Below are 24,146 nucleotides of genomic sequence, written 5' to 3'. Positions count from 1 at the left end.
CTGCACGACCTCTGCGCGCGATTCGTGCAGTGCTGATCGCACTGCTCGCGCTGGTCGCCGGTGCCGCTCTCGCCCTCCTGCTCGACTCGGGCGCAGCCCAGGCCGCTGATGACACCGGCGATGGCGCCGGCCTCGGGCGCTTATCCGCTGAGTCGAGCACGGCCCCCGGCGAGACACCCGTGCCAGTGGCGAGCGCAGCCGAGCAGCTCGGCGCAGTGGCCGCTTCCATCGGCAACTCGGTGGTGTCGCGCGCCGACGCAGCCTCCGCCGACGACGTCGCCGCGCGTATAGCGGTGATCGCTGAGCCGGCGGTCGAGTCGGTCGTGGAAGCCGCCACCCCCGTCGTCGACTCAGTCGCCGACGTTCGTGGAAGCGACGGTGCCGAGCGGATCGAGTCGCCCGTTTCAGACGTGCAGCAGTCAAGCGAGACGACGAGTGCAGAACTGCCTGCGCTCGCGCCAGTCGACGACTTGACCGGGATCTCGGTCGGCCCTGCTCTCAGCTCCGTCGACGGCGCGCTTGTCGCCCTTCATGAACTCACGCAGGCGGTCGTAGCGACCGGTGTCGAGGTCCTCGACGCTGCAGGCGGTTACATGAGCGAAGGATTGCAGGGCTTCGCCGACTGCGTAGTCTCCCCAGTATTCGAATGGGTTCCGGCCGCCGCTGGCGAGGCCTCGGTTGATGCCGCAGCGCCTGCGCTCGACGTAGCGACCGCACCGACGGCGCCCGAATCCGCCGCACCACGCGCCGCGACGGTCGGAGCGCTCGAGCCTGGCGCTGACGATGCGCACTCGGCTGCGCCAGCGGTGGCCGGTTCATCGACGCCAGCCCAACTCGACTTCAACACGGTGAGCACCGCCGGCGCGGCGACCGGCTCCGGCGGCGGCTCTTCGACATCCGCCGCGGAAGCGGATTCGGCAACGACCGCGCGTGTGGATGCCGGACGAGCATCGCTTCCGCTGAGCACGATCGTGCCCGCTTCACCCACGTACGGCTTCGACTCCACCCCTGACTGAGTGGGCCCGGCTCCGCGCCACGCGGAGCACGGCACCTACGCGCGCTTCCGCGCGCCAACTCACTCAGGAAGGAATCAAGTCATGAACAAGCTCTTGTTGAAGAGCGCGTGCGGCGTGGCATTCGCTGGCGGCCTCTGGCTGCTCGGCACCGCCACCGCCCACGCCGCGGAGACGTCTGGCGACGACGGCATCGCGTCTGGCAGCCAGGTCGCGCCGGTCGTCACCACGCCGATCTCCGTCGGCGGCAATGCCGTCAGCCTGCTGGGCGATGCCGAGGCCGCCGGTGGCGAAGGCGCTGGCGACCCGAGCGCGACGACCGACGCAGGCACCGCCAGCACGTCGGGCGACGACAGCGTGGTCAGCGGCACTCAGGTGGCGCCGGCTGTCACGGCACCGATCTCGGTCGACGGCAACGCCATCAGCCTGCTGGGCGACTCGAGCGCGGCGGGCGGTTCGGATGCCGAGGCGACGAACCTCGCGCCCGGCGACGCCACGACCAGCACCTCGGGCGATGACGGCATTGCGAGCGGCACCCAGGTGGCACCGGTCGTCGTCGCGCCCATCGCCGTGGAGGGCAACTCGCTGAGCGTGCTCGGTGACGCAGCCTCGACCGCACCGGAGGGAACGGCTGGAGATGCTGGAGCGCCGGCTGACAGCTCGACCGTCACCTCAGGCGAGAACGCACTGCTCGGTGGCACGCAAGTCGCACCGATCGTGACCGCGCCTACTGAGGTGGACGGGAACAGCGTCGAGGTGCTCGGCGACTCAGGTGCGCTGAGCGAAGAAGCGCTGCTGAACGGCTCCGTGCTTGACGGCGGCGTGCTCGACGGCGTGGTGCTCGACGGCACGGTGCTCGACGGCACGGTGCCCGATGGCATGCCGGCAGAAGACGCGATCGGGGTTGATGTGTTCGACACCGCGATCATCGAGCCCGGTGCGGGCGATGCCGAGTGGATCGGTCTCGACCTGCTGGGAACGAGCCCCGAGGACGCAGTGATCCGCGCGGCGGCTCTGGGCGACGAAGGCAAGCTGCTCGACGCAGACGTGCTGACCAACCCGATCGAGGAAGGCGTCATCGGCGCTGGCGGCGTGGAAGTCGTGCTCGGTGAGGCATCGGACGCCGGACTGGTCGGCGTGGGCACGACGGGCACCGCTACGGTTCGCTCTGCTCCGGCGACGTTCCGGATGGCACTGGCTCCGAACTCGACGGCGGTGGCGGTTGAGAGCGCACCGGCGACAAGTGAGGGTACGGCGACCTTCGCTCCCCTCATGATGCGCGCGCCGCTCGCGTTGAGCACTCCGCTCATGGCCGTGGAGCTCGATGCTGCGCTCGACTCCAGCACTGGAACCGTGGCTGAGGTTCCGGCGCAGCCGAGCGCCACGCCGCCATCCACCGGCACCGAAGCGGTCGTTGCGGCTCAGCGCGACGGGTTCGTCATCGAGCTCGACGAGTCAGCGGTGACAGCCGGGTCGGGGTTGAGCGCGGCAGCGCTTGCCTCCACGGGCAGCACTCCGATGCTCGGCCTGGCAGCGCTGCTGCTCGCGACCGGCCTCGGCACCATCGGCCTCCGCCGCTTCGCCGCCGCGTAGCCGTCGGCCGATCGGCTCATGCGAAGCGGATGCCGGGTGCGGCACGGGCTGCACCCGGCATCCGCGTGCCCCGGCATCCGTCGTCCGCGCTGGCTCGATCCCTAGCGCAGTACAGCGCGAGGGCCGGTGGATTCTCGGACCACCAGTTCGGTCGGCACGGTCTCGACACGCACGTCACCGCCGGCAACGCGACTCGCGAGCATCTGGCCCGCCAGCCTGCCGATCTCATACGTGGGCATGTGCACCGACGTGAGCGAGGGTTCGATGAGCGACGCCGGCGCGAGGTCGTTGAACGAGACGAGCGAGAGTTCGCCGGGCACCGACCGCCCGAGCCGTTGGCTTGCGGCGATCGCGCCATAGGCGAGCGACTCATCGCCGCAGATGACGGCTGTCACGTCCGATGTGAGCCAGTCGCTCACTCGATCGGCCACCATGTCGGCCCGAATGTTATCGAGCAGCAGATCGGGCAGGGCGAAGCGGATGTCGTGGGCCTCGAGCGCGTCGCCCAACCGCGCGCGGCGCGTCAGCAGCGTGTCCGCTCGCCGGTCGAGGCCGATATAGCCGACTCGCTCGTGCCCCGCCGCCGAGAGGTGAGCGGCGACCGCGGCTGCTCCCGGTTCGAAGTCGTAGCGGGCCAGCGAGCAGTGCTCCGGTGCCGAGTCAGCGTCGATGACGACGGTGGGCAGCCCAGGTGGTACGAGGTCGAGCATCTCGCGCTCGGGGCTTGCAATGATGAGGCCGGCGGGCCCTCCGCGGAGCGCCCGCTGCAAGGCCGCGCGCGTTCCGCCGCCCTGCTCGCGCTCGTGCCGCAGCGGCATGGTCAGTGCGAGGTCCCAGCTCTCGTCGATCTCCGCGGTGATGCCGTCGAGGATGTAGCTGAAGAACGTGTACCAGACGTCGGGGAACACGAAGGCGAGTTGTCGCGACTGCCCGGTCGAGAGCTGCTGCGCGGTGCGGTTGGGCACATAGCCGAGGGCCTCCACCGCCTCGCGGATGCGCTCGCCGACCTGGTCGCTGATGCGGCCGGCGGTCTTTCCGTTGATCCACAGCGACACCGCGGCGGGAGTGCACCCCGCCCGGGCGGCGACGTCGGCCGCGGTCACTCGCTTGATCACGTCGTCATCCTGCCAGTCGCTGAGGGTCCCGGTACAACGGACGAGAGCTCGGGCGCGCCCTGGCTTCGCGGCACGCCTTCGCCACACGCCTCGCGTCGGGCGCATGAGACGCTACGTATGTGGCCAACTCACCGACCGGCGACTCGATGGTGCAGCGCGTGGTGCGCGTGCTCGAGTCGTTCGACAGCGGCCGCGTCTCGCAGACGGCCAGTGAGATCGCCAGAAGGTCGCAGCTCCCGACCTCCACGGCGCACCGGATCGTGGGCGAGCTGGTCGAAACGGGCCTGCTCGAGCGCGACGAGAGCGGGGCGGTCCGAATCGGCCTGCGCCTGTGGGAGCTGACCACCAGAGGCTCCCGGGCGCTCGGACTGCGCCAGCTCGCAATGCCATTCATGGCAGAGGTGCAGGCGGTCGTGCGCGAGCACACTCAACTCGCCGTGTTGGAAGAGCACGAAGTGCTGTTCATCGAGAGGCTCTCCGCACGGAACGCCGGCGCCAACGTCACCCGGATCGCCGGGCGGCTGCCGCTGCACGCATCCTCGTCGGGACTCGTGCTGCTCGCCTTTGCCCCGCCGGAATTGCAGGAGGCGGTGCTCTCCGGGCCGCTGCGCGAGGTGTCGCAGGAGACCATCACCGACCCGCGGCGATTGCGTTCGAAGCTCGCAGAAGTGCGGCGCCTGGGGTTCGCGTCGGCACCGGGGTTCATCGAGCAGGTCTCGTCGGGCATCGCGGTTCCGGTGCGCGACGGTTCAGGCACCGTGATCGCGGCGCTCTCCGTAGTGCTCCCCCGTGAGCGGGCCGGCGACCAGGAGGCGGTGCTGGTGCTCAAGCGAGCGGCATCGCGAATCACCGAAGCGATCGCGGCGACCGGCTTTCTTTCCCGTTGATCGAGAAGCGCCGACCGAACGCCGCAGGTTCGACACGATGCTGTTGCCATCCGTCCCGCGTCGTGAAGGAGCGCCGATGGCCTCAACAGCCCGAACCCAAGTCGCGATCATCGGCGCAGGCCCAGCGGGCCTGATGCTCTCGCATCTGCTGCACCGTGCCGGCATCCATTCAATCGTGATCGACGGACGGAGCCGCGATGCGATCGAGCAGACCATCCGCGCCGGAATCCTGGAGAACGGCACCGTCGATCTGCTCACGTCGGCTGATGTCTCGCAGCGCGTGCTCGCCGAGGGCCATCGCCACGACGGCATTGAACTGCGCTTCGAAGGCACTGGCCACCGCATCGATTTCGCCGACCTCGTCGGACGCGCGGTGTGGCTGTACCCGCAGCATGAGGTGCTCAAAGACCTGATCGCAGCACGTCTTCGAGACGGCGGCGAGGTGCGCTTCGAATCGACAGCGACCGAGATCATGGATGCCGACAGCGACGCGCCGCGCGTGATCGGCACCGGCGCCGACGGGCACTTGTTAAAGATCACCGCCGACTTCGTGATCGGCGCGGATGGCTCGCAGTCGATCGCGCGCGAGACGGTGACCGGGTCTCGCACAGGCGGCCACTTCCGCGAGTATCCCTTCGCCTGGTTCGGCATCCTCACAGAGGCGCCGCCGAGCGCGCCGGAGCTCATCTACAGCGCCTCGCCGCATGGATTCGCCTTGATCAGCCAGCGGAGCGACACCGTGCAGCGCATGTACCTGCAGTGCGACCCCGAGCTCGACCCGGCCAGCATGAGCGACCCGGAGATCTGGGATGCGCTGCAAACCCGCGTGGGCGGCGGCCTCATCGAGGGCCCGATCTTCCAGCGCGACGTGCTGCGCTTTCGCAGCTTCGTCGCGCACCGGCTGCGCCGCGGCCGGGCCTTCCTCGTCGGAGACGCGGCGCACACCGTGCCGCCCACCGGGGCGAAGGGCCTCAATCTCGCCGTCGCCGACGTGCTGCTGCTGAGCGGCGCGCTGCAGTCGTTCTACGAAACGGGCTCCGAGGCCCACCTGGACGCCTACCCGGAGCGCGCGCTGGACCGCATCTGGCGCGCCCAGCACTTCTCATGGTGGATGACCAGCATGCTGCACGCCGCGCCCGACGCCACCGAGTTCGATCTCCAGCGCCGCTTCGGCGAACTGCATTCGGTGACGTCATCGCGCGCCGGGCGCACGTATCTCGCCGAGGCATACACCGGCTGGCCGCTCGCGACGTTCTGAGGACGTTCGGAGAAGAGTGAAGCTGCCCCACCCTCACCGCGGAGGTGTTAGGTTAGCCTGCGCTAACCATTCGACTCCGTAGGCAAAGTCATGCTCCGTACACCTCCGTCATTCCCGTTCCTGGGCGGCGGTCCCCGCGACGTCGCACTTATCGAGGGCGGGCGCGAGGTGCTCTACGAGGAACTCGCCTGTCGCGTGGCAGAGCGAGCTGAGCGACTAGGTGACACCCGTCGCCTCGTGATGATCACAGCAGGTAACGCGGTCGAGCCGATCGTTACATATCTCGCGGCCCTGGCGGGACGGCATCCGGTGATGTTCGTCGCGGACGACGAGGCGGGACGGCGTAGTAGAGAAACGTTTGTCGAGCTGTTCAACCCTGACGTCGTGGCCGCCGGACGCGATGAAAGCTGGGCGTTGTGCGAGCGACGACGAGGCACGAGTCACGAGCTGCATCCGGAGCTCGCCATGCTCGTGGGCACCTCGGGGTCGACCGGATCGGCGAAGCTAGTCCGGCTCTCTCACGAGAACCTCAGAAGCAACGCGGCCGCAATCGCGCAATACCTGAACCTGACTCGGGACGATCGTGGAGTCACCACGCTCCCGTTGCAGTACTGCTACGGGCTGTCTGTCGTGAACAGCCATCTGACTGCCGGGGCGAGTGTCGCGCTGACCGATCGGAGCGTGTCGGACGAGCAGTTCTGGCGGGACTTTGCGGCTGTTGGCGCGACGTCGTTCGCTGGGGTGCCCTATACCTTTGAACTGCTGGAGGCGAGTCGATTCGAAGAGCGCTCGCTGCCGAGTCTGCGATACATCACTCAGGCCGGTGGCCGTCTGGCTCCGGAACTTGTTCGCCGCTACGCTCGGCTGGGCAAGGATCGCGGGTTCGAGCTGTTCGTCATGTACGGACAAACGGAAGCGACCGCTCGGATGGCCTATCTCGAACCCGGCCTGGCAGAGACGAAAGCCGGAGCGATAGGCGGTCCGATACCGGGAGGCTCGCTCCGGGTCGACCTCGAAGCCGGTACTGACGTCGGGGAACTGGTCTACTCGGGTCCGAATGTCATGCTCGGCTACGCACACAGCGCCGCAGACTTCGCGCTAGGTCGCACCGTGCACGAACTGCGCACCGGTGACCTTGCGCGACATCGTCGGGACGGCCTCTTCGAGGTCGTAGGTCGCATGAACCGCTTCGCCAAAGTGTTTGGACTGCGAATCGACCTCGATGAGCTCGAGCAGCGGCTTGCAGCCGATGGGTTCGACGTGCGACTTGCGTCGGCCAACGAGCGCCTGCTGGTGTTCGCGCTGGCCGAGCGACACGTGGCTGGCGCGCGCCATCGTGCAGCCGCGGTGATTGGCGTGCCATTGCACGCCGTAGAGGGCTTCGCCGTGGCCGAGTTCCCCCGAACCGCGAGCGGCAAGCCCGACACCGCGGCACTCGTGCGCTTCGCCGAACGCACGCGAGCGCCTCACGGAATGGCCGATCGCAGCGCGCCGAATCCGCAGCGCTTCTCCGGTGATGCGGCGTCCACGGCAGCGTCGATCACTGCGCTGTACCTTGAACTCCTGGGCCGTCCTGACGCTACCCCCAATGACTCCTTCGCATCGCTGGGGGGAGACTCCCTCAGCTACGTCGAAGTCTCCTTGCGACTGGAGCCAATCCTCGGCAAGCTCCCCCGCGACTGGCCGTCAATGACGCCGATCGAACTAGCCCAGGGCGGAACACCTCCCTCCGAGTTGCTCCCCGGCACAGTGAATGAACTCGACGGCTGCGACGACTGGAACGCATCGACGGCGAGTCGCGCTCCTCGCCTCGCACCGGGCGCGGGCGCGCCAGACCGGAAACACGCTACTGATCGGTCCAGATGGTCCGGAACGCAGCGGGTCGACACGGCCGCTGTCCTTCGCGCGCTCGCGATCGTGCTGATCGTCGGTTCTCACGCAGACCTTTTCCGACTCCAGGGCGGCGCACACGTGCTCCTGGCCGTCGTCGGCTACAACCTGGCCAGATTTCAGCTGGCAGACGTTCCAGGGGCCGGTCGCACTATCAAGCTGCTGCGGTCAGTCGCCCAACTCGCTGCGCCTGCCGTGCTGTGGATTGGTTCGGTCGCGTTGATCACCGGCGAGTACCGAGCGACGACCGCCCTGCTGGTGAACGCGTTCGTGCCGGGCCCCGATCGATGGACCGACCAGTGGCAGTTCTGGTTCTTTGAGCTGGCTGTCTGGATCATGCTCGGCCTTGCGGCGCTCTTCGCCGCGCGTCCGCTCGATCAGCTCGATCGTCGACTCCCGTTCGCTTTTCCACTCGCGCTGGTGGTGGGCGCTCTAGTCGCGCGATACGCGGTCACCGGGGTCGAGAGTGGCCTCGTGGAGCGCTACACAGTCGCCGCCGCACTGTGGATCTTCGCGATCGGCTGGGCCGGAGCCCGGGCCCGGCGCCTTGAGCAGCGGGTTCTCCTCTCGCTGATCACCGTCGCGGGGACCCTCGGGTTCTTCGCCGACCCGGCGCGCGAGGCGGTCGTGATCGCCGGCGTGCTGGTACTCCTATGGCTGCCGACGCTGCGGTTGCCACGGATCTTGGTGCCGGCGACGTGGGCGCTCGCTGGCGCCTCGATGTTCATCTATCTGACGCACTGGCAGGTGTTCCCGGTTTGGGAGAGCACTGCGCCGGTGGTAGGCACTGTGCTCTCCCTGGCAGTCGGCGTTGCCGCGTGGCGCGGGTACCGCGCTCTCGAGCCGCTCGCGCTCAAGGCACTGGCCAAGGTTCCGCTGGCCGGGCGTTCGACCACACCGGAGCGTGTGACCAGGGAAGCGATCCACGGCTAGGCGCGTGCGTGGGAGCGCATCTGAGAGGCGGTGAACCGGCGGGGGCGGCTCTTCAATGACGCAACGTTCCCTACGCGAGTTGCGTGACCACCTCGACGCCGCGCGTGAGCGTGCTGCGAATCGGCGAGCGAGCCTCGACGAGCCGCACGAGGTCTTCGAGTTGCTCGCGCGTAGCACCTGGGTCCTCGAGGTCGATTCACGACGGCTTCGCCCGAAGCGATGGGTCGCCGCAGGAGAAGGTGGATGCGGTGTTCGACTACCTCGCCGATGCGGTGTTCGACTACCTCGCCGAGCAGGTGGGCGACGAGGCATTCCGCGGCTGCGCGTTCGTGATCGCCGCCGAAGTACCCGATCCGGACAGGCCGCCAATGCGCTGGGCGCGCACTAACAAGCGCGGCCTGCACGATGCCTTCGTTCGCATGCTCGGGGGGATCGGCGACAGCGAAGCGATCGCGGACCAGCTGTGCATCCTCTATGACGGAGCGCTCGCGACCAGTGCCATCAGACCGCAAGCCGGAGCCGTCGAACTCGCGCGGCGCATGGCGCGCAGCATCCTCGACGCCTCGAAGTGAATGAGGCGGTGGAGCTGAACGCCCCACCGCCTCACCTCGATTTGCATCAGTGCTGAGACGACTCAGTCACGGCAGTTCAGGCGCGAACCGCGAACCCGCCGGTCCAGCCGATGTGCTCACGCACAGCGAGCACCATCTGCAGGAAGCCCAGCGCCTCGAGCTCGCGAGCACGCTTGAGCGAGCAGGCATCCGCCACCGCGAGGCCCCCAGCCTTGACGACCTCGGCGACCGATGACTTGGCTGCACCATCGTCACCCGCGATGACCACTGTGGTTGCGGCTCCATCGAGTTCACCGGAAGCGAGGGTCGCGGCGAAATTGGTGTTGAACGCCTTCACGACGCGGGCACCGGGAACCGATGCGGCGAGTTCGGCAGCAGCCGAGCTGTCGGCCGGCACGGTGAGCCCGTCGAACGTGGCGAAGTTCACGGGGTTGGTGACATCGACGAGCACCTTGCCGTCGAGCTTGTCGCCGTACGTCGAGACGATCTCGGCAAGCGCCGGGTAGGGCACGGCGAGGACGACGATCTCGCCCGTGAGCTCTTCGCCGACTGCCGCGGCCGCACCGTTCACCTGCGTCGCCAGTTCGGCCGCCTTCGCCCGGTCGCGGGCGACGACCTGCACAGCCGCGCCGCCCTTCGCAGCGATGGCCGCGATGGCGGCGCCCATGTTCCCGGTACCGATGATGGAGATGGTGGTCATTGTGTTCCCTTCGAGAAGTAGTTGCCACGGCAACTTGCTACTCAATGCACAACACGGTTGCCGCTGCAACTATTCCCGAGGCCTTCGTTAGACTCGTCGCAATGGATCGCTCGGTGCCTCGAATGGATGCCGCGGAGTCGCGCGCCTGGCTCGCGCTCGTCAGCACTGCCGAACTCCTGCCGGCCGCCCTCGACGCTCAGCTGCAGGCGGATTCGCAACTCACCCACTTCGAGTTCATCGCACTGACCGTGCTGAAAGACGCAGAGCACAACACGCTGCGCATGAAGGAGCTCGCGGCAGCGACCAACGCGACACTCCCCCGGCTGTCCAAAGTGGCGACGCGACTGGAGAGTCGGGGGCTCGTCGAGCGACAGGCACGATCCGACGACGGGCGCGCGATCGACGTGCGCCTCACGACCGCGGGCCGGCGCGCACTGGTGCTCGCAACGCCGGGCCATATCGAGACAGTGCGCCGCCTGGTCATCGACCACCTCGCCCCCGAGCAGCTCGACGCACTGGCCGACGCGCTGGAACCGCTCGTACAGCGGCTGGACCCGCAGGCGCGGTGGGGGCCGAAGAGGATCTCCGGGCGGCGCTGAGCTAGCTCGCCGCGATCGCGCCGAACCTCACGACTGCTGTTCAGCGATCAGCGCCCAGAAGTGCGCCAGGGTCGCGGCGCCTTTCTCAACCACCGCGAGATCGACCCGTTCATCCGCCGCGTGCCAGTTGTCGGTGACCAAACCGGTGCCGAAGAACAACACCGGAGCATCGAGCATGCGCGCGAGAAGCTCGGCAGGTCCGCCACCGGCGTTACCCATTCGGCCCACCTCGGCAGACTCGAATCCGGCGCCCATGGCGGCAGCGAACGCGTCGAGCTGGGGCGATTGCGGGGTGCGGTACGGCTGCTGCGCAGTGAGCTCTGACAGCGTGAGTTCCCACTGCAGCCCAGTCGCCTCGCGCTCAAGCCATTCCCGCAACTGCTGACCCACTTCTTCAGTGCGCTGACCGTCGACGATGCGGATGCTGAGTTCTGCCGTCGCGGTAGCGGGAATCACTGCGCGAGGCAGCCCCTCCGTGTCGCCGCCCTCGATGCTGATGACTTCGAGCGAGGGCCGGGCCCACAGAAGTTCCGGGATCGTGAACCCTTCCTCCCCGCCGACTCTCGGCGTGCGCGTCTCCTCGAGCCAGGTGCTCGGCGTGATCGGCAGTGCCGCGTACTCCGCGCGCTGGGCGGCGTCGGGCGTGCTCACTCGGTCATAGAAGCGCGGAAGCGTGATGCGGCCGCGCTCGTCGTGAAGACGCGCGAGCAGGAAGGCCAGGTCGAGGATCGGGTTCGGGGCCGGCCCGGAGACGGCGCCGCTGTGCACGTCGCGCTGCGGACCGTGCAGCGTGACAGTGGCTCCCAGCATCCCTCGCACAGACGTGCAAACCGCGGGGTAGTCAGCATCGACGAGCGTCGTGTCGGAGAAGAGGACGAAGTCGCACCCGAGATCGGCGCGATGCTCGTCGAGCAGGGATTGGAGATGCGGCGACCCCAATTCCTCTTCGCCCTCGATGAGGAGCTTCACGTGCACCCGAGGAGCGCTCCCGTGCGATCCCAGGTGGGCGCTGAGCGCTCAGAGGTGCATGAGCGCCTGCGCCTTGGCGTCGGAGGAGCCTCGTCCGTACAGCAGACCATCTCGAATGAACGGGTCGAAGGGGTCGCCGACCGTCCACTTGTCTCCCGCCAGAGCTCGCACGTCGTGGTGACTGTAGACCAGCACAGTCGGGGCGCCCGCGCCGCCAGGGGTCGGCCACTCAGCGAATACGGCGTTGCTGTCGCCCTGCGGCCACACCTCTACTCGCGGGAAGCCGTCGGCGCGGCAGTACTCCGCGAACAACTCAGCCGAATCGAGCAACGCTCTGCGGTGCTCCTCATCACCGGCGATGGAAGGGATTCGCACCCAGTCCAGCAGGCGCTGCCTGAACGACTCGGATGTCGAGGTCAGATGCTGCCGGATCTCCTCCGTTCGTTCTGACAATCCGTCCTCGCTTCCGTGACGCTCGCGCTCGGCCTGCCGCTCACGCATCGGCAGGTATCCTGGCCTCACTGCGCAGACTAATCCCGACGAGCAGCGCAAACCGCCCCACGAAGACTAAGGTTGATAGTTTCACTATCGATAGTTACAGTGTCGATGTGAAGATCTCCCAGCTCAGCCAGGCTGCAGGGGTATCCCCCGCCACCGTGAAGTACTACACACGCGAGGGCTTGGTGCCCGCCGGAAAGCGGACCGGCTACAACCAGACCGAATACGACGACGGGCACGTCGCGAGGTTGCGGTTGATCAGAGCACTCATCGAAGTCGGGTCGCTCTCGGTCGCGACCACGCGCGACATCCTGAAGGCGATCGACGATCCTCAGCTTCCGCTCGGCGCCCTGCTCGGTGAAGCGCAGAAAGCGGGAACCCAGGAACGGCAAGGGAATCCCAGCGACAGGTCGATGGCGCGCGTGGAGTCGGTGATGCAGGCGCGCGGGTGGAAAACCCATCCAGGCAACCCCGGAATCCAGCTCGCCGCGGGCGTGCTCGACGCCTACGACTCGATCGGTCGACCCGACCTTGCCGACACGCTCCCCCGTTATGCAGAAGCCGCCGACATCGTCGCCAAAGCAGACCTCGACGCGGTTGAGCGGAGCGGTGACCGCGACCGTATGGCGGAGGCGGTCATCGTCGGGACAGCGCTCGGCGACACCCTGCTCGCCGGCTTGCGGCGCATCGCTCAGGAGAGCCAGTCGGTTCGCCGCTACCCGCACGCCGCTCGAAACTCCCAGGAACGAGAAGCACGATGACGAGAACCGCACACTCCATCTCGACGGAATTGAAGCCCGAAGCGGCGTTCAGGTTTCTCGCGAACGTCGAGAATGAGGTGCAGTGGCGGCAGTCCATCGAGGGCTCGCGCTACGTCGGTGCCGGGGCGCCTGCGCTCGGGGTCGACGGCGAGACAGATGTGGCGATGGGTTCGAAGTCGCTGACCATGCGCTGGACGATCGTCGACTTCGCAGAGGGTCACCGCGTCGAGTGGCGGCTCGACGGCGACCCCTGGCACGGCGGCGGCAGCTACACCGTCACCCCGCGCGACCGCGGCAGCGAGATCCGCGCAGCACTCGAAGTGAGGCTGAACGGCGCCGCCCGGGTGTTCGAGCCACTCCTGGGCTTCCAGCTTCGGCGCGGCCTACGGGAAGACCTTCGCCGCCTTGAGCGACTGTTGCCCAGAGTGGGTTGACCGTGCAACTCGGGGTTGCCACGCTGCTCCAGCGCGCCACTGACGGCGCGGCGGAGTTGCGGCCGGCGTCCCGTGCGCACGGCGTGTGAGACTGTGACGGCGAGAAAGGCGATGAAGATGTCAGAACTCTTCGACCGCGGCGAGGCACGCATTCGATGGATCCGATCCCGGATGCCGCTGCTGGCCGACGCGCGCACAGAATTCGCGGCGCGACAGCCTTTCGCCGGCCGGCGGGTCGGGATGTCATTGCACCTCGAGCCGAAGACCGCAGTGCTTCTGGAAGTGCTCGCCGCCGGTGGTGCCGAGATCGTCGCGACCGGAAACTTCGGCACGACTCAGGACGACGTGGTCGCGTTCCTTCGTGGACAAGGCATGACGGTGCTGGGCTCGCGAGACGATTCTCTCGAGCAGCACCACCGCAACGTCGCGGCGGTGATCGACGCGAAGCCCGACATCCTGCTCGACAACGGCGCAGACCTCGCAGCGGGGATCGTCGCCGCAGGCATGGCCGACTCCGTCATCGGTGGCACCGAAGAGACCACGAGCGGCGCACTTCGACTGCGTTCCGAACTCGCCGGCAAGCTGCCGTTTCCCACGATCGTGATCAACGACAGCCTCCTGAAGGCGATCGGCGAAAATCGTCACGCGGTTGGGCAGTCCGTCGTGGAGAGCATCATGCGGATCACGAACCTCATGATCCCCGGAGGCCGCTTCGTAATCGCCGGTTACGGCTGGTGCGGGCGAGGCATTGCCCAATACCTTCGGGCGTTCGGCGGACGGGTCGCGATCGCCGAGGTCGATGAGATCAAGGCGTTCGAGGCGGCGCTCGATGGCTACCGCGTCGATGAGCTTGAGAATCTCGCCGAGTGGGGCCAGGTGTTCGTGACCGCGACCGGACACCCTGGCGTCATCACCAGGGACATCATCGACCGCATGAACGACGGCGCCGTGCTCGCAAACGCCGGCCACTTCCCTTGGGAGATCGACGTCGATGCGCTCTACGCGGATGCCGAACGCCTCACCCAACTCGACTCGGCTATCGAGCGCGTAGACCTCCCCGGAGGCCGCCACATCGTGCTGCTCGCCGGCGGCCGGATGGTGAACCTCGCCGGAACCAACCCGAAGGGCAACTCGCTCGAGTCAATGGACCTCGGGTTTCTGCTGCAGTCGCTCTCATTGGAGCGCGTCGCGACCGACCCTGAGAGCCTCATCGCCGGAGCGCAGCCCGTGCCCGACGACATCGAACGCGAGATCGCCCGCCGCTTCGTCAGAGCGCTCGGCGCGAACCGCTGAGCCCGCATCCGGCCGGCCGACAACGAACGACTGAACCCCTCGACTTCCGCATCATTCCGCGGAAATCGAGGGGTTCAGATTGGCGGTGACGGTGGGATTTGAACCCACGGTGGAGGGTCACTCCACACGACTTTTCGAGAGTCGCACCTTCGGCCGCTCGGACACGTCACCGCCGAAAAGCTTAGTACACGCTCGGGGATGCTCAGAACGCGAGGCTCCAGCATCCGCGCCGCTTGATTGTCGGATGCCGCGGCTACGCTTTCGAGCATGGCCCGACCCACCGCGAACTTCCGATGCTCCGAGTGCGGTTGGGAGAGCGCGAAATGGGTGGGCCGTTGCGGTGAATGCCAGGCCTGGAACACCGTCGACAGCGTCGACGCCCCCACTCGTGCTGTACCGAGCGCGCGCATCAGCGCGGCCCGCGTGGCGAAGCCCATCACTGAGTACACCTCGGGCTCGATCAAGCGCACGACCACGAGCATCGAGGAACTCGACAGAGTGCTCGGAGGCGGGGTGGCGCCCGCAGCCGTGATCCTGCTGAGCGGCGAGCCAGGCGTGGGAAAGTCGACCCTGCTGCTCGAGGTTGCGAGCCGGGCGGCCGCCCAGGGCACGAAGGTGCTCTACGTCAGCGCCGAAGAATCGGCCTCGCAGGTGCGGATGCGCGCCGAACGCACCGGCGCCCTGTGGCCCTACCTCTACCTCGCGTCGGAGACCGACCTCAGCACGATTCTCGGGCAGATCGACGCAGTCAAGCCCCAGCTGCTGATCGTCGACTCGGTGCAGACCGTGTCGAGCTCGCTCAACGACGGGCTCGCCGGCCAGCCCGCACAGGTGCGCGAAGTCGCCGCCACGCTCACGCGCGTCGCCAAGGAGCGTGACCTGCCGACGATCATCGTCGGTCACGTCACGAAAGACGGCAGCATCGCCGGTCCGCGCCTGCTCGAGCACCTCGTCGACGTGGTGTGCCATTTCGAGGGCGACCGGCAGTCGACGCTGCGCTTCATCCGCGCGCTCAAGAACCGCTTCGGACCAACCGACGAGATCGGATGCTTCCAGATGACGGGCGAGGGCATCGAGGAGGTACCAGACCCGAGCGGCCTGTTCCTCTCCCGGTCGGTCACGCCTGTGAGCGGCACCTGCGTGACCATCGCGATCGAGGGCAGACGACCGATCCCGGTCGAGGTGCAAGCGCTCGTCGTCGCTTCGAGCGCCCCGCAGCCGCGGCGGGTAGTCAATGGGGTGGACTCGTCGCGAGTGGCGATGCTGCTCGCCGTGCTCGAACGCCGAGCCGGCCTAAAGCTCTCGAACGCCGACGTCTACGTATCGACGGTGGGCGGCATCCGCCTCACCGAGCCGGGCGCCGATCTCGCCATCGCAATCGCCGTCGCGAGCGCGGCCCGCGATATGCCGATCATCACGGATGCCGCGGCCTTCGGCGAGATCAGTCTCGCCGGCGAGGTGCGCTCCGTCTCCGCCTCGGCCCAGCGTGAGAACGAGGCCAGACGGTTGGGCTACGAGACGATCATCGGCGCCGATTCACCGCATGTGCGAGAGGCGCTTCGGATCGCGTTCGACACCGGTTCGCGCCAGGAGATACGGGGCGCTCGCCCGTTCTAGGTCTTGCGGCAGCACTCAGCAGTCCAGGAGCGCATGCGGGAAAAGGTGTGCCTGCGAACCCGGGCCAGGACGACCTCGCGCGGGCCCAAGTGCGCGGCGATTCGTGGCTGCGCAGCTGACGAACCACGCGAAACCGCAGGTGTCAGGCAGCTAGAGGCGCAGCGCCTTCAGCACCTCGGCAGGCTCAGCCTGCATCGCGTGCGGTCCGGCGACGTCGAACCACACCGCTTCGAGCACACCGAGGTTCTGCTCGATGAAGTCAGCCAGCGTCGCCGCGTCGTACCCCAGCACCCGATGGTCGTTCTCTTGCGGCACCATCGCGACATAGGTCTCGGGCGAACTGAACAGCAACAGCATGTACTTGTCGCTCTCGCCCCGTCGGAACACCCGCACCTGCGGGTCGCCGGGAACCCCTGGCAGCAGCGGAACCACGACCCGATCGTTGCGCAACGCCAGCGCCACCGCCGCGGTGTCCTGCTTCGCCAGCGCGTCGGCGAGCATGGTGGTGCGGGGCAGCTGCTGTGCGGCGGCCTTCGAGGCCTTGCCGGGCTTGCGGGGCTTCTTCGACATGCTTCAAGCCTAAGCATCCAAGGCAAGTCGCAGCCGTCGACGGCAGGACGTCAGTAGAGCATGAACTGGCGACTCGAGGCGGCCTCGAGATCGCCGAGCTTCACCGAGAGGTGGTAGCTCGCGCCCCCTGCCGGAACCGCCGGGCGCTCAGTGTCGCAGGTCTCTGGCGTCGAGCGAGTGCGGTCCCACGTGAGCGGCGCAGTGGAGATCGCTTGCGCGGGTTCGATGCGCACTTCGGCGGGTGCGGCATCCGTCTGGCAATCCTTGGACGACCAGTACTTCTCAGCACCGCTCGTGATGAGGAACTCCATCACATCGGTGCCCGCGTTCAAGAGGCACGCGGCAGTACCGGTGTTGGTGACCGTCATCGTGACGAGCACCGGCTCACCCGGTTGGTAGCTCGTCTTATCCGTCACCGCTTCGACGGCGATTGTCCCGGGCTTGCACGCCGACAACTCGCCGTCACCGGCGGGAGCAGCAGCGCCTCCGTCGTCGACCGAGCCACCCGCACCCGATCCACTTCCGTCGGCCGCAGGGGTGTCGGCGACCGTGCTGGAATCGCCCTTGTCGCGCGTCTCGCCTTCAGCAGCTCCGGGGCGCACGACGATCAGCACCACGACGACGATCACGGCGATCAGACCGAGCAGCACCATGATGCGCCGCCGCCAGTAGACGCTGGGCGGCTGCGGGCCCACCGGATTGCGGAGCGTCGACATGCCCTCAGGCTAACGAGAGATGCTTCAGCATCCGCGTATTGCCGAGGGTGTTTGGCTTAACGTGTGCCAGATCGAGGAACTCGGCGACGCCCACATCGGGCGACCGCATGAGCTGTGCCTGCACCTCGGCGTCGACCACGTCGTCGCCGATCGGCTCGAAGCCATTGCGCGAGAAGAACTCCACCTCGAAAGTGAGGCAGAACAGACGGCTCAACCCGAGCTCGAGCGCATCGTGCTCCAGGGTGCTAAGGAGGGCGCGACCGACGCCACGGCCGAGCCACGGCTCCGCGACGGCCAAGGTTCGCACTTCACCCAGATCTTCCCAGATGACGTGCAACGCTCCGCACCCGATCAGCTCACCAGCCGCATCTTCGGCGACCCGGAACTCCTGCACCGCCTCGTAGAACACGACGCGTTCCTTGCCGAGCAGGATGCGGCGATGCACGAGCGGCTCAATAAGTCGCATGATCGCGGGCACATCGCTGGTGCGAGCGTGGCGAACGGTGAATGTCATGCCAGGCGGTTTCCGGTTCCTCAGGGGATGTCGAGCTGCAGACGTTCAGCTAGCAGCGGGTGATCGATGAACTGAGCGTAATCATCGATGGTCTGCTCAGCGGTGATGGCCCGAATGACGACCTCGTCGACCGCGCCGAGATACTCGTCGAGCAGGGACCCTGCATCAGACTCAGACGCGCCCGTCATTGCGGAGGCATCGAGCGTCGTCTCCAGCGCCGTGACACCGAGACGTTCGAAGTTCGCGGCGTAGGCGGGAACCGCCTCATACCGCCGCGCCTCGGCGACGAGCGCCTCGCGAGCCGCCGGGTCGACGATCGTTCGCACGTACTGCACGACGTGCGCGGGGCGGGGTCGGGTGAGCGACGCGGCCTGAGCATCAGCCGCCGCTTCGGCTGCGGCATCCGGAGTCAGCCAGTTGAGCACGACGCCGTCGGCCTCTCGTGCGGCGAGCTCCCGCATCTTCGGACCGAGGGCGCCGACGACGACCGGCACACCGATCTCGTCGCGGAGGACAGCGACCGCCTCACCGACCACCGCAAGCGCGCCCTTGGCGACCCGACCTGACCCGATTCCGATCGTCAGGCGATCGAGCGGGAGACCGAGACGGTCGACGGATGCCGCGATCTCGAGAGGCGGTCGACGGTCGATCGGAATCACGCCCGTGGCGAGTTGCAGGGTCGCGGTGACCTCGGCCGCGACCGCGATCGAGGCGAGCGCGTCACCGGCCGGGGTGTCATTCACCCAGAGCGTATGGAAGCCCGCGGCCTCGAGTCGGGGTGCCAGCTCGCGCACCACCGCATGGTCGAGCGAGCCGGCGATTCCGAGCGAAAGCCGGGCCCGGTCGTCCGGGCCCGGCTTCGCGGGGTGCTGTTGCTCGATGATCAGGCGCTCTCGCCCGTCGCAGCCGGCCCCTCCGCAGAGCCGCTGTGACCCTCGCCGGCCGCGATGGCGGCAGCCGCCACCACATCGCCGATCTCGTCGCGGCCCGGCTGACGGCTCGTGGTGAACACGAAGTCGTCATCGGCGAAGTCGACCTTCACGTGGTCGCCGGCGTGCAGCTCGTTGTGCAGGATCTTCTCGCTGAGGCGGTCCTCCACCTGCTGCTGCACCGCGCGGCGCAGCGGACGGGCGCCGAGCGTCGGGTCGAAGCCGATCGTGATGAGCTGGTCCTTGGCGGCATCCGTCAGTTCGATCGTCATGTCCTGGTCGAGCAGACGCTCACCCAGGCGCTTGATGAACAGATCGACGATCTGCTTCAGCTCTTCCTTGCTCAGCTGCGGGAAGACGATGGTCTCATCGACGCGGTTGAGGAACTCGGGCTTGAAGTGCTTCTTGAGCTCTTCGACGACCTTCGCGCGCATCGCCCGGTAGCTGTTCTCGGTGTTGCCCTCGAGCGTGAAGCCGACCGGACCGCCGGTGATGTCCTTCGTACCGAGGTTCGTGGTCATGATGATCACGGTGTTCTTGAAGTCGACCACCCGGCCCTGACCGTCGGTCAGACGACCCTCTTCGAGCACCTGCAGCAGTGAGTTGAAGATGTCGGGGTGGGCCTTCTCGATCTCGTCGAAGAGCACCACGCTGAACGGCTTGCGACGCACCTTCTCGGTGAGCTGGCCACCCTCTTCGAACCCGACGAAGCCCGGAGGGGCACCGAACAGGCGCGAGACGGTGTGCTTCTCGCCGTACTCGCTCATGTCGAGCGAGATCAGCGCGTCTTCGTCGTCGAACAGGAACTCGGCGAGCGCCTTGGCGAGCTCGGTCTTACCGACACCGGTGGGGCCGGCGAAGATGAACGAGCCAGAGGGGCGCTTCGGGTCCTTGAGGCCTGCGCGCGTGCGGCGGATGGTCTTGGCGAGCACCGAGATCGCCTCGTGCTGGCCGATGACCCGCTGGTGCAGCGCGTCTTCCATGAAGATGAGCCGTGCCGACTCCTCCTCGGTGAGCTTGAACACCGGGATGCCCGTCGCCTGGGCGAGCACCTCGGCGATCACGCCCTCGTCGACGGTTCCGGATGCCGCGACCTCACCGGCGCGCCACTGCTTCTCGAGGCGCAGCCGCTCGCCGAGCAGCTTCTTCTCCTCGTCGCGCAGGCTGGCGGCCTTCTCGAAGTCCTGGTCTTCGATGGCCTCTTCCTTCTCGTGGCGCACCTGGGCGATGCGCTCGTCGAACTCGCGCAGCTCGGGCGGCGCCGAGAGGATCGACAGACGCAGGCGGGCACCCGCCTCGTCGATCAGGTCGATCGCCTTGTCGGGCAGGAAGCGGTCTTGGATGTACCGGTCGGAGAGGTTCGCCGCGGCGACGATCGCGTCATCCGTGATCGACACCTTGTGGAACGCCTCGTACTTGTCGCGAAGACCCTTGAGGATGTTCACGGCGTGCGCGACGGAGGGCTGCTGCACCTGCACGGGCTGGAAGCGGCGCTCGAGCGCAGCATCCTTCTCGAAGTGCTTGCGGTACTCATCGAGCGTGGTCGCGCCGATGGTCTGCAGCTCACCGCGGGCGAGCATGGGCTTCAGGATGCTGGCGGCGTCGATGGCGCCCTCGGCAGCACCTGCACCGACGAGCGTGTGGATCTCGTCGATGAAGACGATGATGTCGCCGCGCGTGCGGATCTCCTTGGTGACCTTCTTCAGACGCTCTTCGAAGTCACCGCGGTACCGGCTGCCGGCGATGAGCGACCCGAGGTCGAGCGAGTAGAGCTGCTTGTCCTTCAGCGTCTCGGGCACCTCGCCCTTGACGATCGCCTGAGCGAGACCCTCGACGACGGCGGTCTTGCCGACGCCGGGCTCACCGATCAGCACGGGGTTGTTCTTGGTGCGGCGGGAGAGGATCTGCATGACCCGCTCCATCTCGTTCTCACGGCCGATGACCGGGTCGAGCTTGCCCTCGCGGGCCGCCTGGGTGAGGTTCCGACCGAACTGGTCGAGGATCTGCGAGCCCTTCGACTCGGTCGCCGTGTTGTCGACACCGGCCGACACAGGCTCCTTGCCCTGGTAGCCGGAGAGCAGCTGGATCACCTGCTGGCGCACCTTGTTGAGGTCGGCGCCGAGCTTCACGAGCACCTGCGCCGCCACGCCTTCGCCCTCACGGATGAGGCCGAGCAGGATGTGCTCGGTGCCGATGTAGTTGTGGCCGAGCTGGAGCGCTTCGCGCAGGCTCAGCTCGAGCACCTTCTTGGCACGCGGGGTGAAGGGGATGTGGCCGGTCGGCTGCTGCTGCCCCTGGCCGATGATGTCTTGCACCTGCTCGCGCACGGAGTCGAGCGAGATGCCGAGCGACTCGAGCGCCTTCGCGGCGACGCCCTCGCCCTCGTGGATGAGGCCGAGCAGGATGTGCTCGGTGCCGATGTAGTTGTGGTTGAGCATCTTGGCTTCTTCTTGCGCCAAGACGACAACCCGACGGGCTCGGTCGGTGAATCTCTCGAACATGTCAACTCCTCGGGCGCCTCCCAGGTCTGGCGCCGTTACATCGAGAGTAACGACGCAAGGGGCCGCGGCATGCCCCTGTTCGCCGTGGGCGCAGCGCGTAACCGAATGGAGATGCGGATGCCGTGACCGCGGTTGCGCGACATAACGACTGTCGATATGTTATCGATATTCGTTGGTATCGATGATCGATAAGGAAATGCAGCCATGGCATCACGACCGCCTCAGCGAACCACGCGCCTCTCCTCCGCACGTTCAGGCCTGCGCGGCTCAGAGCGGTTCTCGCTCTGGCTGCTCGCGGCCGTCGCCGCGACGATCGGAGCATTGAGCATCGTCGGGGCGGCCACCTCGATCGTCGGCCTCTTCGATGCGCGCGGCGCGTCAGTGCCGCTCTTCACCGACGCGCCAGTGCCAGACGACGCGGCAACCGGTTCTGCCACGATCGTCAGCGGCGCCTTCACCGAGGCACAAGTAGTCATCGCCGGGCTCGAGCCTTGGTCGCTGGTGCTCCTCGCCGGCGGGATCGCTGTGGGCGCGCTGATCTTCGCGGCGCTTGCGGCGCTGTTCGTCGCACTCTGCGTGGCGGTGCTGCGCGGCAAGCCGTTCGGACGCTCGATGACCTGGATCGTCGCGACGGTGAGCGTCACGTTGATCGTCGGCGGGCTGACCTCGTTCGCGCTCACGGGCATCGGTCAGTTCTGGATCGTCGATCAGCTGAACGCGAGCCCGGGCGACACGATCTTCCCCACCGCGACCGCGGGTGACCTCACGCCGGTGTTCATCGGCATCGGCCTCGCCGCGATCGGTGCGGCGTTCGAGATCGGCGCGCGGCTCCAGCGAGACACGGAGGGGCTGGTGTGAACGCGGCACGCGATCGGCGGCGTGCGGAGGGCAGCGCTGGTCGGCGCGACGGCGAGGTGAACGACGCCGAAGGAACCGGCATCCGCTGCCACTTGGACGAACTGCTCGCAGCCCGCGGCATGACGCTCACCGAGCTGAGCCGCGTGGTCGGTGTCAGCGTGGTCAACCTCTCAGTGCTGAAGAACGACCGCGCGCGAGCGATCAGGTTCTCGACCCTGCACGCCATTTGCGCAGCGCTCGAGTGCGAGGTGGGCGACCTGTTGACCACCGATGTCGACACCTAGGCTGCCGGTATGAGCAACCTCGAGATCGCGCCGTCCGAGACCGTGTGCGAGGCGGGCGCTGCTTCGACGGCCGTTGAGCCGGTCATCGAGATCATCGAACCGCGCGAGGTGCCGCTCGGCGGGCCGCGGGCGATGGAGGTGCGGCGCACACTGCCGCAGAAAGCCAGATCGCTGATCGGCGCGTGGTGTTTCGCAGACCACTACGGACCGGATCCGGCGGGGCCGCGGCGGATGGACGTTCCGCCGCACCCGCACACCGGGCTGCAGACCGTGACCTGGCTCTTCGCCGGTGAGATCGAGCACCATGACTCGAGCGGCGGGCACGCGATGGTCCGGCCGGGGCAGTTGAACCTCATGACCGCCGGCCGCGGCGTGCAGCACTCCGAGGTGTCGACAGCGGCACAGGGCGTGCTGCACGGTGTGCAGCTCTGGACCGCGCTGCCCGACCACGCGCGCCACGGCCGCGCCTTCTTCGAGCACTCCGAGCCGCCAGTGCTCGACCATCAGGGCGCGAGAGTGAGCGTATTCCTCGGCTCACTGCTCGGCTACACGGCCGAGGCGACCACCTTCACGCCGCTCGTGGGCGCGCAACTCGACCTGCCTGCGGGTGTCTCTGTCGAGTTGCCGGTCGACGAGCGCTTCGAGCACGGTGTGCTGGTGGATGCCGGTGAGATCTCGTTCGAGGGAACGCCCGTGCCGCGAGCGTCACTCGGCTACCGCGCGCCTGGAGCGACGACGCTCAGCATCGCCAACACAGGCGACTCGCTCGGCCGCGTCGTGCTCATCGGAGGAGAACCGTTCGGCGAGCAGATCGTCATGTGGTGGAACTTCATCGGCCGCACGCACGACGAAGTGGTCGCCTTCCGCGAGCAGTGGCAGCGCGAAGTGATCGACGGCGAGACGGATGCCGGGCGCTTCGGCCGCGTCGAGGGCTACGTCGGTCGCGACGGCGCCACGGGCAAGGCGCTGCCCGCCCCGGCGCTGCCCAATGTGCGGCTGCGCCCGCGCGGCTGAGGCCCCCGGCATCCGGCGGCGGCGTTCGGTATCTGCGCCACTTGCGGCCGCTTGCGCCAGGCGCATCGGGCGCAAGCGGCTGTAGTTGGCGCAGATGCCGGTGCGGGGGCGCTAGCTTGCGGCGGCGGGGCCGGCGTCGCGGGCGGCGCGCTCGGCCTCGAACTTGGCGCGCTCTTCGGCCTCGATCTTGGCGTAGCTGTCGCGCTCATTGCGGTCGGCGCGGATGATCGAGCGCAGCACGAACCAGAAGATGAGGCCGATCAGAATCGTCGGCGTCACCGAGAACACCGCGTTGGCCCAGAACTCCTCGATCACGGCGTCAAGTCTACGCGGCGATGGCTGAGGCCGACCTGGTCGGTGCGCGCCACTTCGTCGCGACCGCGCCACAAGGAGGTGGCGCGGATGCGAGCAAGTGGCGCGGGAGGAGGGAGGGTGCGCCGGACGGGCGCGGTGAGCGTCAGCCCTTGAGCAGGATGCCGATGATGCCGGAGACCAGCAGGTACGTGCACGTGACGGCAAGGCCGACCCAGCCGATCGCTGTCCACGGCGGCGCAGAGCGGCGAGACGCAGACCGATCGCGCGACGCACCCTCGACATCCCGCTGGCGCTCCGGCTCGGTCATCTGGCG

The 24,146-nt window shown here is 67.7% G+C and carries 23 protein-coding genes, 1 tRNA gene and 1 pseudogene; 14 read left to right on the top strand and 11 right to left on the bottom strand.

The window, feature by feature from the left end; all coding sequences use genetic code 11:
* The first annotated feature begins 29 nt into the window (after positions 1-29).
* Together QF206_RS05840 and QF206_RS05835 are read left to right on the top strand one after the other, a co-directional pair.
* Positions 30-1,016 (top strand): hypothetical protein, encoded by a 987-nt coding sequence (locus tag QF206_RS05840; RefSeq protein WP_281488274.1) that lies wholly within the window; start codon positions 30-32, stop codon positions 1,014-1,016.
* Between the two features lie 81 nt (positions 1,017-1,097).
* Positions 1,098-2,606 (top strand): autotransporter outer membrane beta-barrel domain-containing protein, encoded by a 1,509-nt coding sequence (locus tag QF206_RS05835; protein ID WP_281488273.1) that lies wholly within the window; start codon positions 1,098-1,100, stop codon positions 2,604-2,606.
* A 101-nt stretch (positions 2,607-2,707) separates the two neighbouring features.
* Here the strand turns inward: QF206_RS05835 and QF206_RS05830 are convergent, their stop codons facing one another.
* Positions 2,708-3,721 carry a LacI family DNA-binding transcriptional regulator gene (locus QF206_RS05830; protein WP_281488272.1) on the bottom strand — a complete coding sequence of 338 codons (1,014 nt, stop codon included), beginning with the start codon at positions 3,719-3,721 and terminating at the stop codon, positions 2,708-2,710.
* A gap of 119 nt (positions 3,722-3,840) precedes the next feature.
* On the opposite strand from QF206_RS05830, the gene QF206_RS05825 reads away from it, so the two are divergent.
* The 4 genes from QF206_RS05825 (at position 3,841) to QF206_RS05810 (ending at position 9,261) form a co-directional block, all read left to right on the top strand.
* Positions 3,841-4,608 (top strand): IclR family transcriptional regulator, encoded by a 768-nt coding sequence (locus QF206_RS05825; protein WP_281488271.1) that lies wholly within the window; start codon positions 3,841-3,843, stop codon positions 4,606-4,608.
* A gap of 76 nt (positions 4,609-4,684) precedes the next feature.
* Positions 4,685-5,866, top strand: a complete 1,182-nt coding sequence (locus QF206_RS05820) for a 4-hydroxybenzoate 3-monooxygenase (RefSeq protein WP_281488270.1) — start codon at positions 4,685-4,687, stop codon at positions 5,864-5,866.
* Between the two features lie 90 nt (positions 5,867-5,956).
* Positions 5,957-8,689, top strand: coding sequence for an AMP-binding protein (locus QF206_RS05815; RefSeq protein WP_281488269.1), 2,733 nt, complete (start codon positions 5,957-5,959; stop codon positions 8,687-8,689).
* 83 nt (positions 8,690-8,772) lie between these two features.
* Entirely contained in the window at positions 8,773-9,261 is a 489-nt protein-coding gene (locus tag QF206_RS05810; protein WP_281488268.1) for a hypothetical protein, read from the top strand.
* Between the two features lie 76 nt (positions 9,262-9,337).
* Here QF206_RS05810 and QF206_RS05805 read toward each other — a convergent pair whose 3' ends face one another.
* Positions 9,338-9,961, bottom strand: a complete 624-nt coding sequence (locus QF206_RS05805; protein WP_281488267.1) for an NADPH-dependent F420 reductase — start codon at positions 9,959-9,961, stop codon at positions 9,338-9,340.
* Positions 9,962-10,062: 101 nt separating this feature from the next.
* Here QF206_RS05805 and QF206_RS05800 point away from each other — a divergent pair, with 101 nt between their 5' ends.
* Positions 10,063-10,560, top strand: coding sequence for a MarR family winged helix-turn-helix transcriptional regulator (locus QF206_RS05800; protein ID WP_281488266.1), 498 nt, complete (start codon positions 10,063-10,065; stop codon positions 10,558-10,560).
* 27 nt (positions 10,561-10,587) lie between these two features.
* Here the strand turns inward: QF206_RS05800 and QF206_RS05795 are convergent.
* A pseudogene (locus QF206_RS05795) lies at positions 10,588-12,030 on the bottom strand (M20/M25/M40 family metallo-hydrolase).
* Between the two features lie 107 nt (positions 12,031-12,137).
* Between QF206_RS05795 and QF206_RS05790 the strand changes: the two are divergent.
* From QF206_RS05790 to QF206_RS05780, 3 genes are all read left to right on the top strand, one after another.
* Positions 12,138-12,788, top strand: a complete 651-nt coding sequence (locus QF206_RS05790) for a MerR family transcriptional regulator (protein WP_281488265.1) — start codon at positions 12,138-12,140, stop codon at positions 12,786-12,788.
* A complete protein-coding gene (locus tag QF206_RS05785) occupies positions 12,785-13,222 on the top strand; it encodes an SRPBCC family protein (protein WP_281488264.1) in 438 nt (145 codons plus the stop codon). The genes QF206_RS05790 and QF206_RS05785 overlap by 4 nt, the downstream gene beginning before the upstream one ends.
* A 117-nt stretch (positions 13,223-13,339) precedes the next feature.
* Positions 13,340-14,515 (top strand): adenosylhomocysteinase, encoded by a 1,176-nt coding sequence (locus tag QF206_RS05780; RefSeq protein WP_281488263.1) that lies wholly within the window; start codon positions 13,340-13,342, stop codon positions 14,513-14,515.
* A gap of 80 nt (positions 14,516-14,595) precedes the next feature.
* Here the strand turns inward: QF206_RS05780 and QF206_RS05775 are convergent.
* Positions 14,596-14,686 (bottom strand) — tRNA-Ser (locus QF206_RS05775).
* 96 nt (positions 14,687-14,782) lie between these two features.
* Between QF206_RS05775 and radA the strand changes: the two genes are divergently transcribed.
* Positions 14,783-16,132, top strand: coding sequence for a DNA repair protein RadA (gene radA, locus QF206_RS05770; RefSeq protein WP_281488262.1), 1,350 nt, complete (start codon positions 14,783-14,785; stop codon positions 16,130-16,132).
* Positions 16,133-16,282: 150 nt separating this feature from the next.
* Here the strand turns inward: radA and QF206_RS05765 are convergent, their stop codons facing one another.
* From QF206_RS05765 to QF206_RS05745, 5 genes are all read right to left on the bottom strand, one after another.
* Entirely contained in the window at positions 16,283-16,702 is a 420-nt protein-coding gene (locus tag QF206_RS05765) for an SseB family protein (protein WP_281488261.1), read from the bottom strand.
* Between the two features lie 50 nt (positions 16,703-16,752).
* Positions 16,753-17,418, bottom strand: coding sequence for a hypothetical protein (locus QF206_RS05760; protein ID WP_281488260.1), 666 nt, complete (start codon positions 17,416-17,418; stop codon positions 16,753-16,755).
* Positions 17,419-17,422: 4 nt separating this feature from the next.
* The gene (locus QF206_RS05755) at positions 17,423-17,932 is read right to left on the bottom strand and encodes an amino-acid N-acetyltransferase (RefSeq protein WP_281488259.1); all 510 of its coding nucleotides are present in this window, start codon (positions 17,930-17,932) and stop codon (positions 17,423-17,425) included.
* Positions 17,933-17,952: 20 nt separating this feature from the next.
* Positions 17,953-18,726, bottom strand: a complete 774-nt coding sequence (locus tag QF206_RS05750) for an LLM class flavin-dependent oxidoreductase (protein ID WP_281488258.1) — start codon at positions 18,724-18,726, stop codon at positions 17,953-17,955.
* Positions 18,727-18,815: 89 nt separating this feature from the next.
* Positions 18,816-21,362 carry an ATP-dependent Clp protease ATP-binding subunit gene (locus QF206_RS05745; RefSeq protein ID WP_281488257.1) on the bottom strand — a complete coding sequence of 849 codons (2,547 nt, stop codon included), beginning with the start codon at positions 21,360-21,362 and terminating at the stop codon, positions 18,816-18,818.
* 204 nt (positions 21,363-21,566) lie between these two features.
* Here QF206_RS05745 and QF206_RS05740 point away from each other — a divergent pair, with 204 nt between their 5' ends.
* Genes QF206_RS05740 through QF206_RS05730 form a run of 3 tightly spaced genes read left to right on the top strand, consistent with a single transcriptional unit; the run spans position 21,567 to position 23,518 of the window.
* Complete coding sequence (locus QF206_RS05740; RefSeq protein ID WP_281488256.1) at positions 21,567-22,220, top strand: hypothetical protein; 654 nt, start codon at positions 21,567-21,569, stop codon at positions 22,218-22,220.
* A 56-nt stretch (positions 22,221-22,276) separates the two neighbouring features.
* Complete coding sequence (locus tag QF206_RS05735) at positions 22,277-22,504, top strand: helix-turn-helix domain-containing protein (protein ID WP_340309592.1); 228 nt, start codon at positions 22,277-22,279, stop codon at positions 22,502-22,504.
* Positions 22,505-22,513: 9 nt separating this feature from the next.
* Positions 22,514-23,518 (top strand): pirin family protein, encoded by a 1,005-nt coding sequence (locus QF206_RS05730; RefSeq protein WP_281488255.1) that lies wholly within the window; start codon positions 22,514-22,516, stop codon positions 23,516-23,518.
* A gap of 111 nt (positions 23,519-23,629) precedes the next feature.
* On the opposite strand, the gene QF206_RS05725 is transcribed toward QF206_RS05730, so the two are convergent.
* Both QF206_RS05725 and QF206_RS05720 read right to left on the bottom strand, forming a co-directional pair.
* Positions 23,630-23,833, bottom strand: a complete 204-nt coding sequence (locus QF206_RS05725; protein WP_422785362.1) for a hypothetical protein — start codon at positions 23,831-23,833, stop codon at positions 23,630-23,632.
* A 142-nt stretch (positions 23,834-23,975) separates the two neighbouring features.
* On the bottom strand, positions 23,976-24,140 hold the full coding sequence (locus QF206_RS05720; protein ID WP_281488254.1) for a hypothetical protein: 165 nt from the start codon (positions 24,138-24,140) through the stop codon (positions 23,976-23,978).
* Between the last annotated feature and the right edge of the window lie 6 nt (positions 24,141-24,146).

Source organism: Ruicaihuangia caeni, from assembly GCF_029952955.1.
Classification (GTDB): domain Bacteria; phylum Actinomycetota; class Actinomycetes; order Actinomycetales; family Microbacteriaceae; genus Ruicaihuangia; species Ruicaihuangia caeni.
This window is presented reverse-complemented; position numbering and strand designations above follow the sequence as displayed.

Bases quoted from the DNA above. Each gene is read 5' to 3' on its own strand.
- QF206_RS05835 (WP_281488273.1), top strand. From the start codon at position 1,098: ATGAACAAGCTCTTGTTGAAGAGCGCGTGCGGCGTGGCATTCGCTGGC.
- QF206_RS05820 (WP_281488270.1), top strand. From the start codon at position 4,685: ATGGCCTCAACAGCCCGAACCCAAGTCGCGATCATCGGCGCAGGCCCA.
- QF206_RS05815 (WP_281488269.1), top strand. From the start codon at position 5,957: ATGCTCCGTACACCTCCGTCATTCCCGTTCCTGGGCGGCGGTCCCCGC.
- QF206_RS05805 (WP_281488267.1), bottom strand. From the start codon at position 9,961: ATGACCACCATCTCCATCATCGGTACCGGGAACATGGGCGCCGCCATC.
- QF206_RS05800 (WP_281488266.1), top strand. From the start codon at position 10,063: ATGGATCGCTCGGTGCCTCGAATGGATGCCGCGGAGTCGCGCGCCTGG.
- QF206_RS05785 (WP_281488264.1), top strand. From the start codon at position 12,785: ATGACGAGAACCGCACACTCCATCTCGACGGAATTGAAGCCCGAAGCG.
- QF206_RS05780 (WP_281488263.1), top strand. From the start codon at position 13,340: ATGTCAGAACTCTTCGACCGCGGCGAGGCACGCATTCGATGGATCCGA.
- radA (WP_281488262.1), top strand. From the start codon at position 14,783: ATGGCCCGACCCACCGCGAACTTCCGATGCTCCGAGTGCGGTTGGGAG.
- QF206_RS05765 (WP_281488261.1), bottom strand. From the start codon at position 16,702: ATGTCGAAGAAGCCCCGCAAGCCCGGCAAGGCCTCGAAGGCCGCCGCA.
- QF206_RS05760 (WP_281488260.1), bottom strand. From the start codon at position 17,418: ATGTCGACGCTCCGCAATCCGGTGGGCCCGCAGCCGCCCAGCGTCTAC.
- QF206_RS05755 (WP_281488259.1), bottom strand. From the start codon at position 17,932: ATGACATTCACCGTTCGCCACGCTCGCACCAGCGATGTGCCCGCGATC.
- QF206_RS05745 (WP_281488257.1), bottom strand. From the start codon at position 21,362: ATGTTCGAGAGATTCACCGACCGAGCCCGTCGGGTTGTCGTCTTGGCG.
- QF206_RS05740 (WP_281488256.1), top strand. From the start codon at position 21,567: ATGGCATCACGACCGCCTCAGCGAACCACGCGCCTCTCCTCCGCACGT.
- QF206_RS05730 (WP_281488255.1), top strand. From the start codon at position 22,514: ATGAGCAACCTCGAGATCGCGCCGTCCGAGACCGTGTGCGAGGCGGGC.
- QF206_RS05720 (WP_281488254.1), bottom strand. From the start codon at position 24,140: ATGACCGAGCCGGAGCGCCAGCGGGATGTCGAGGGTGCGTCGCGCGAT.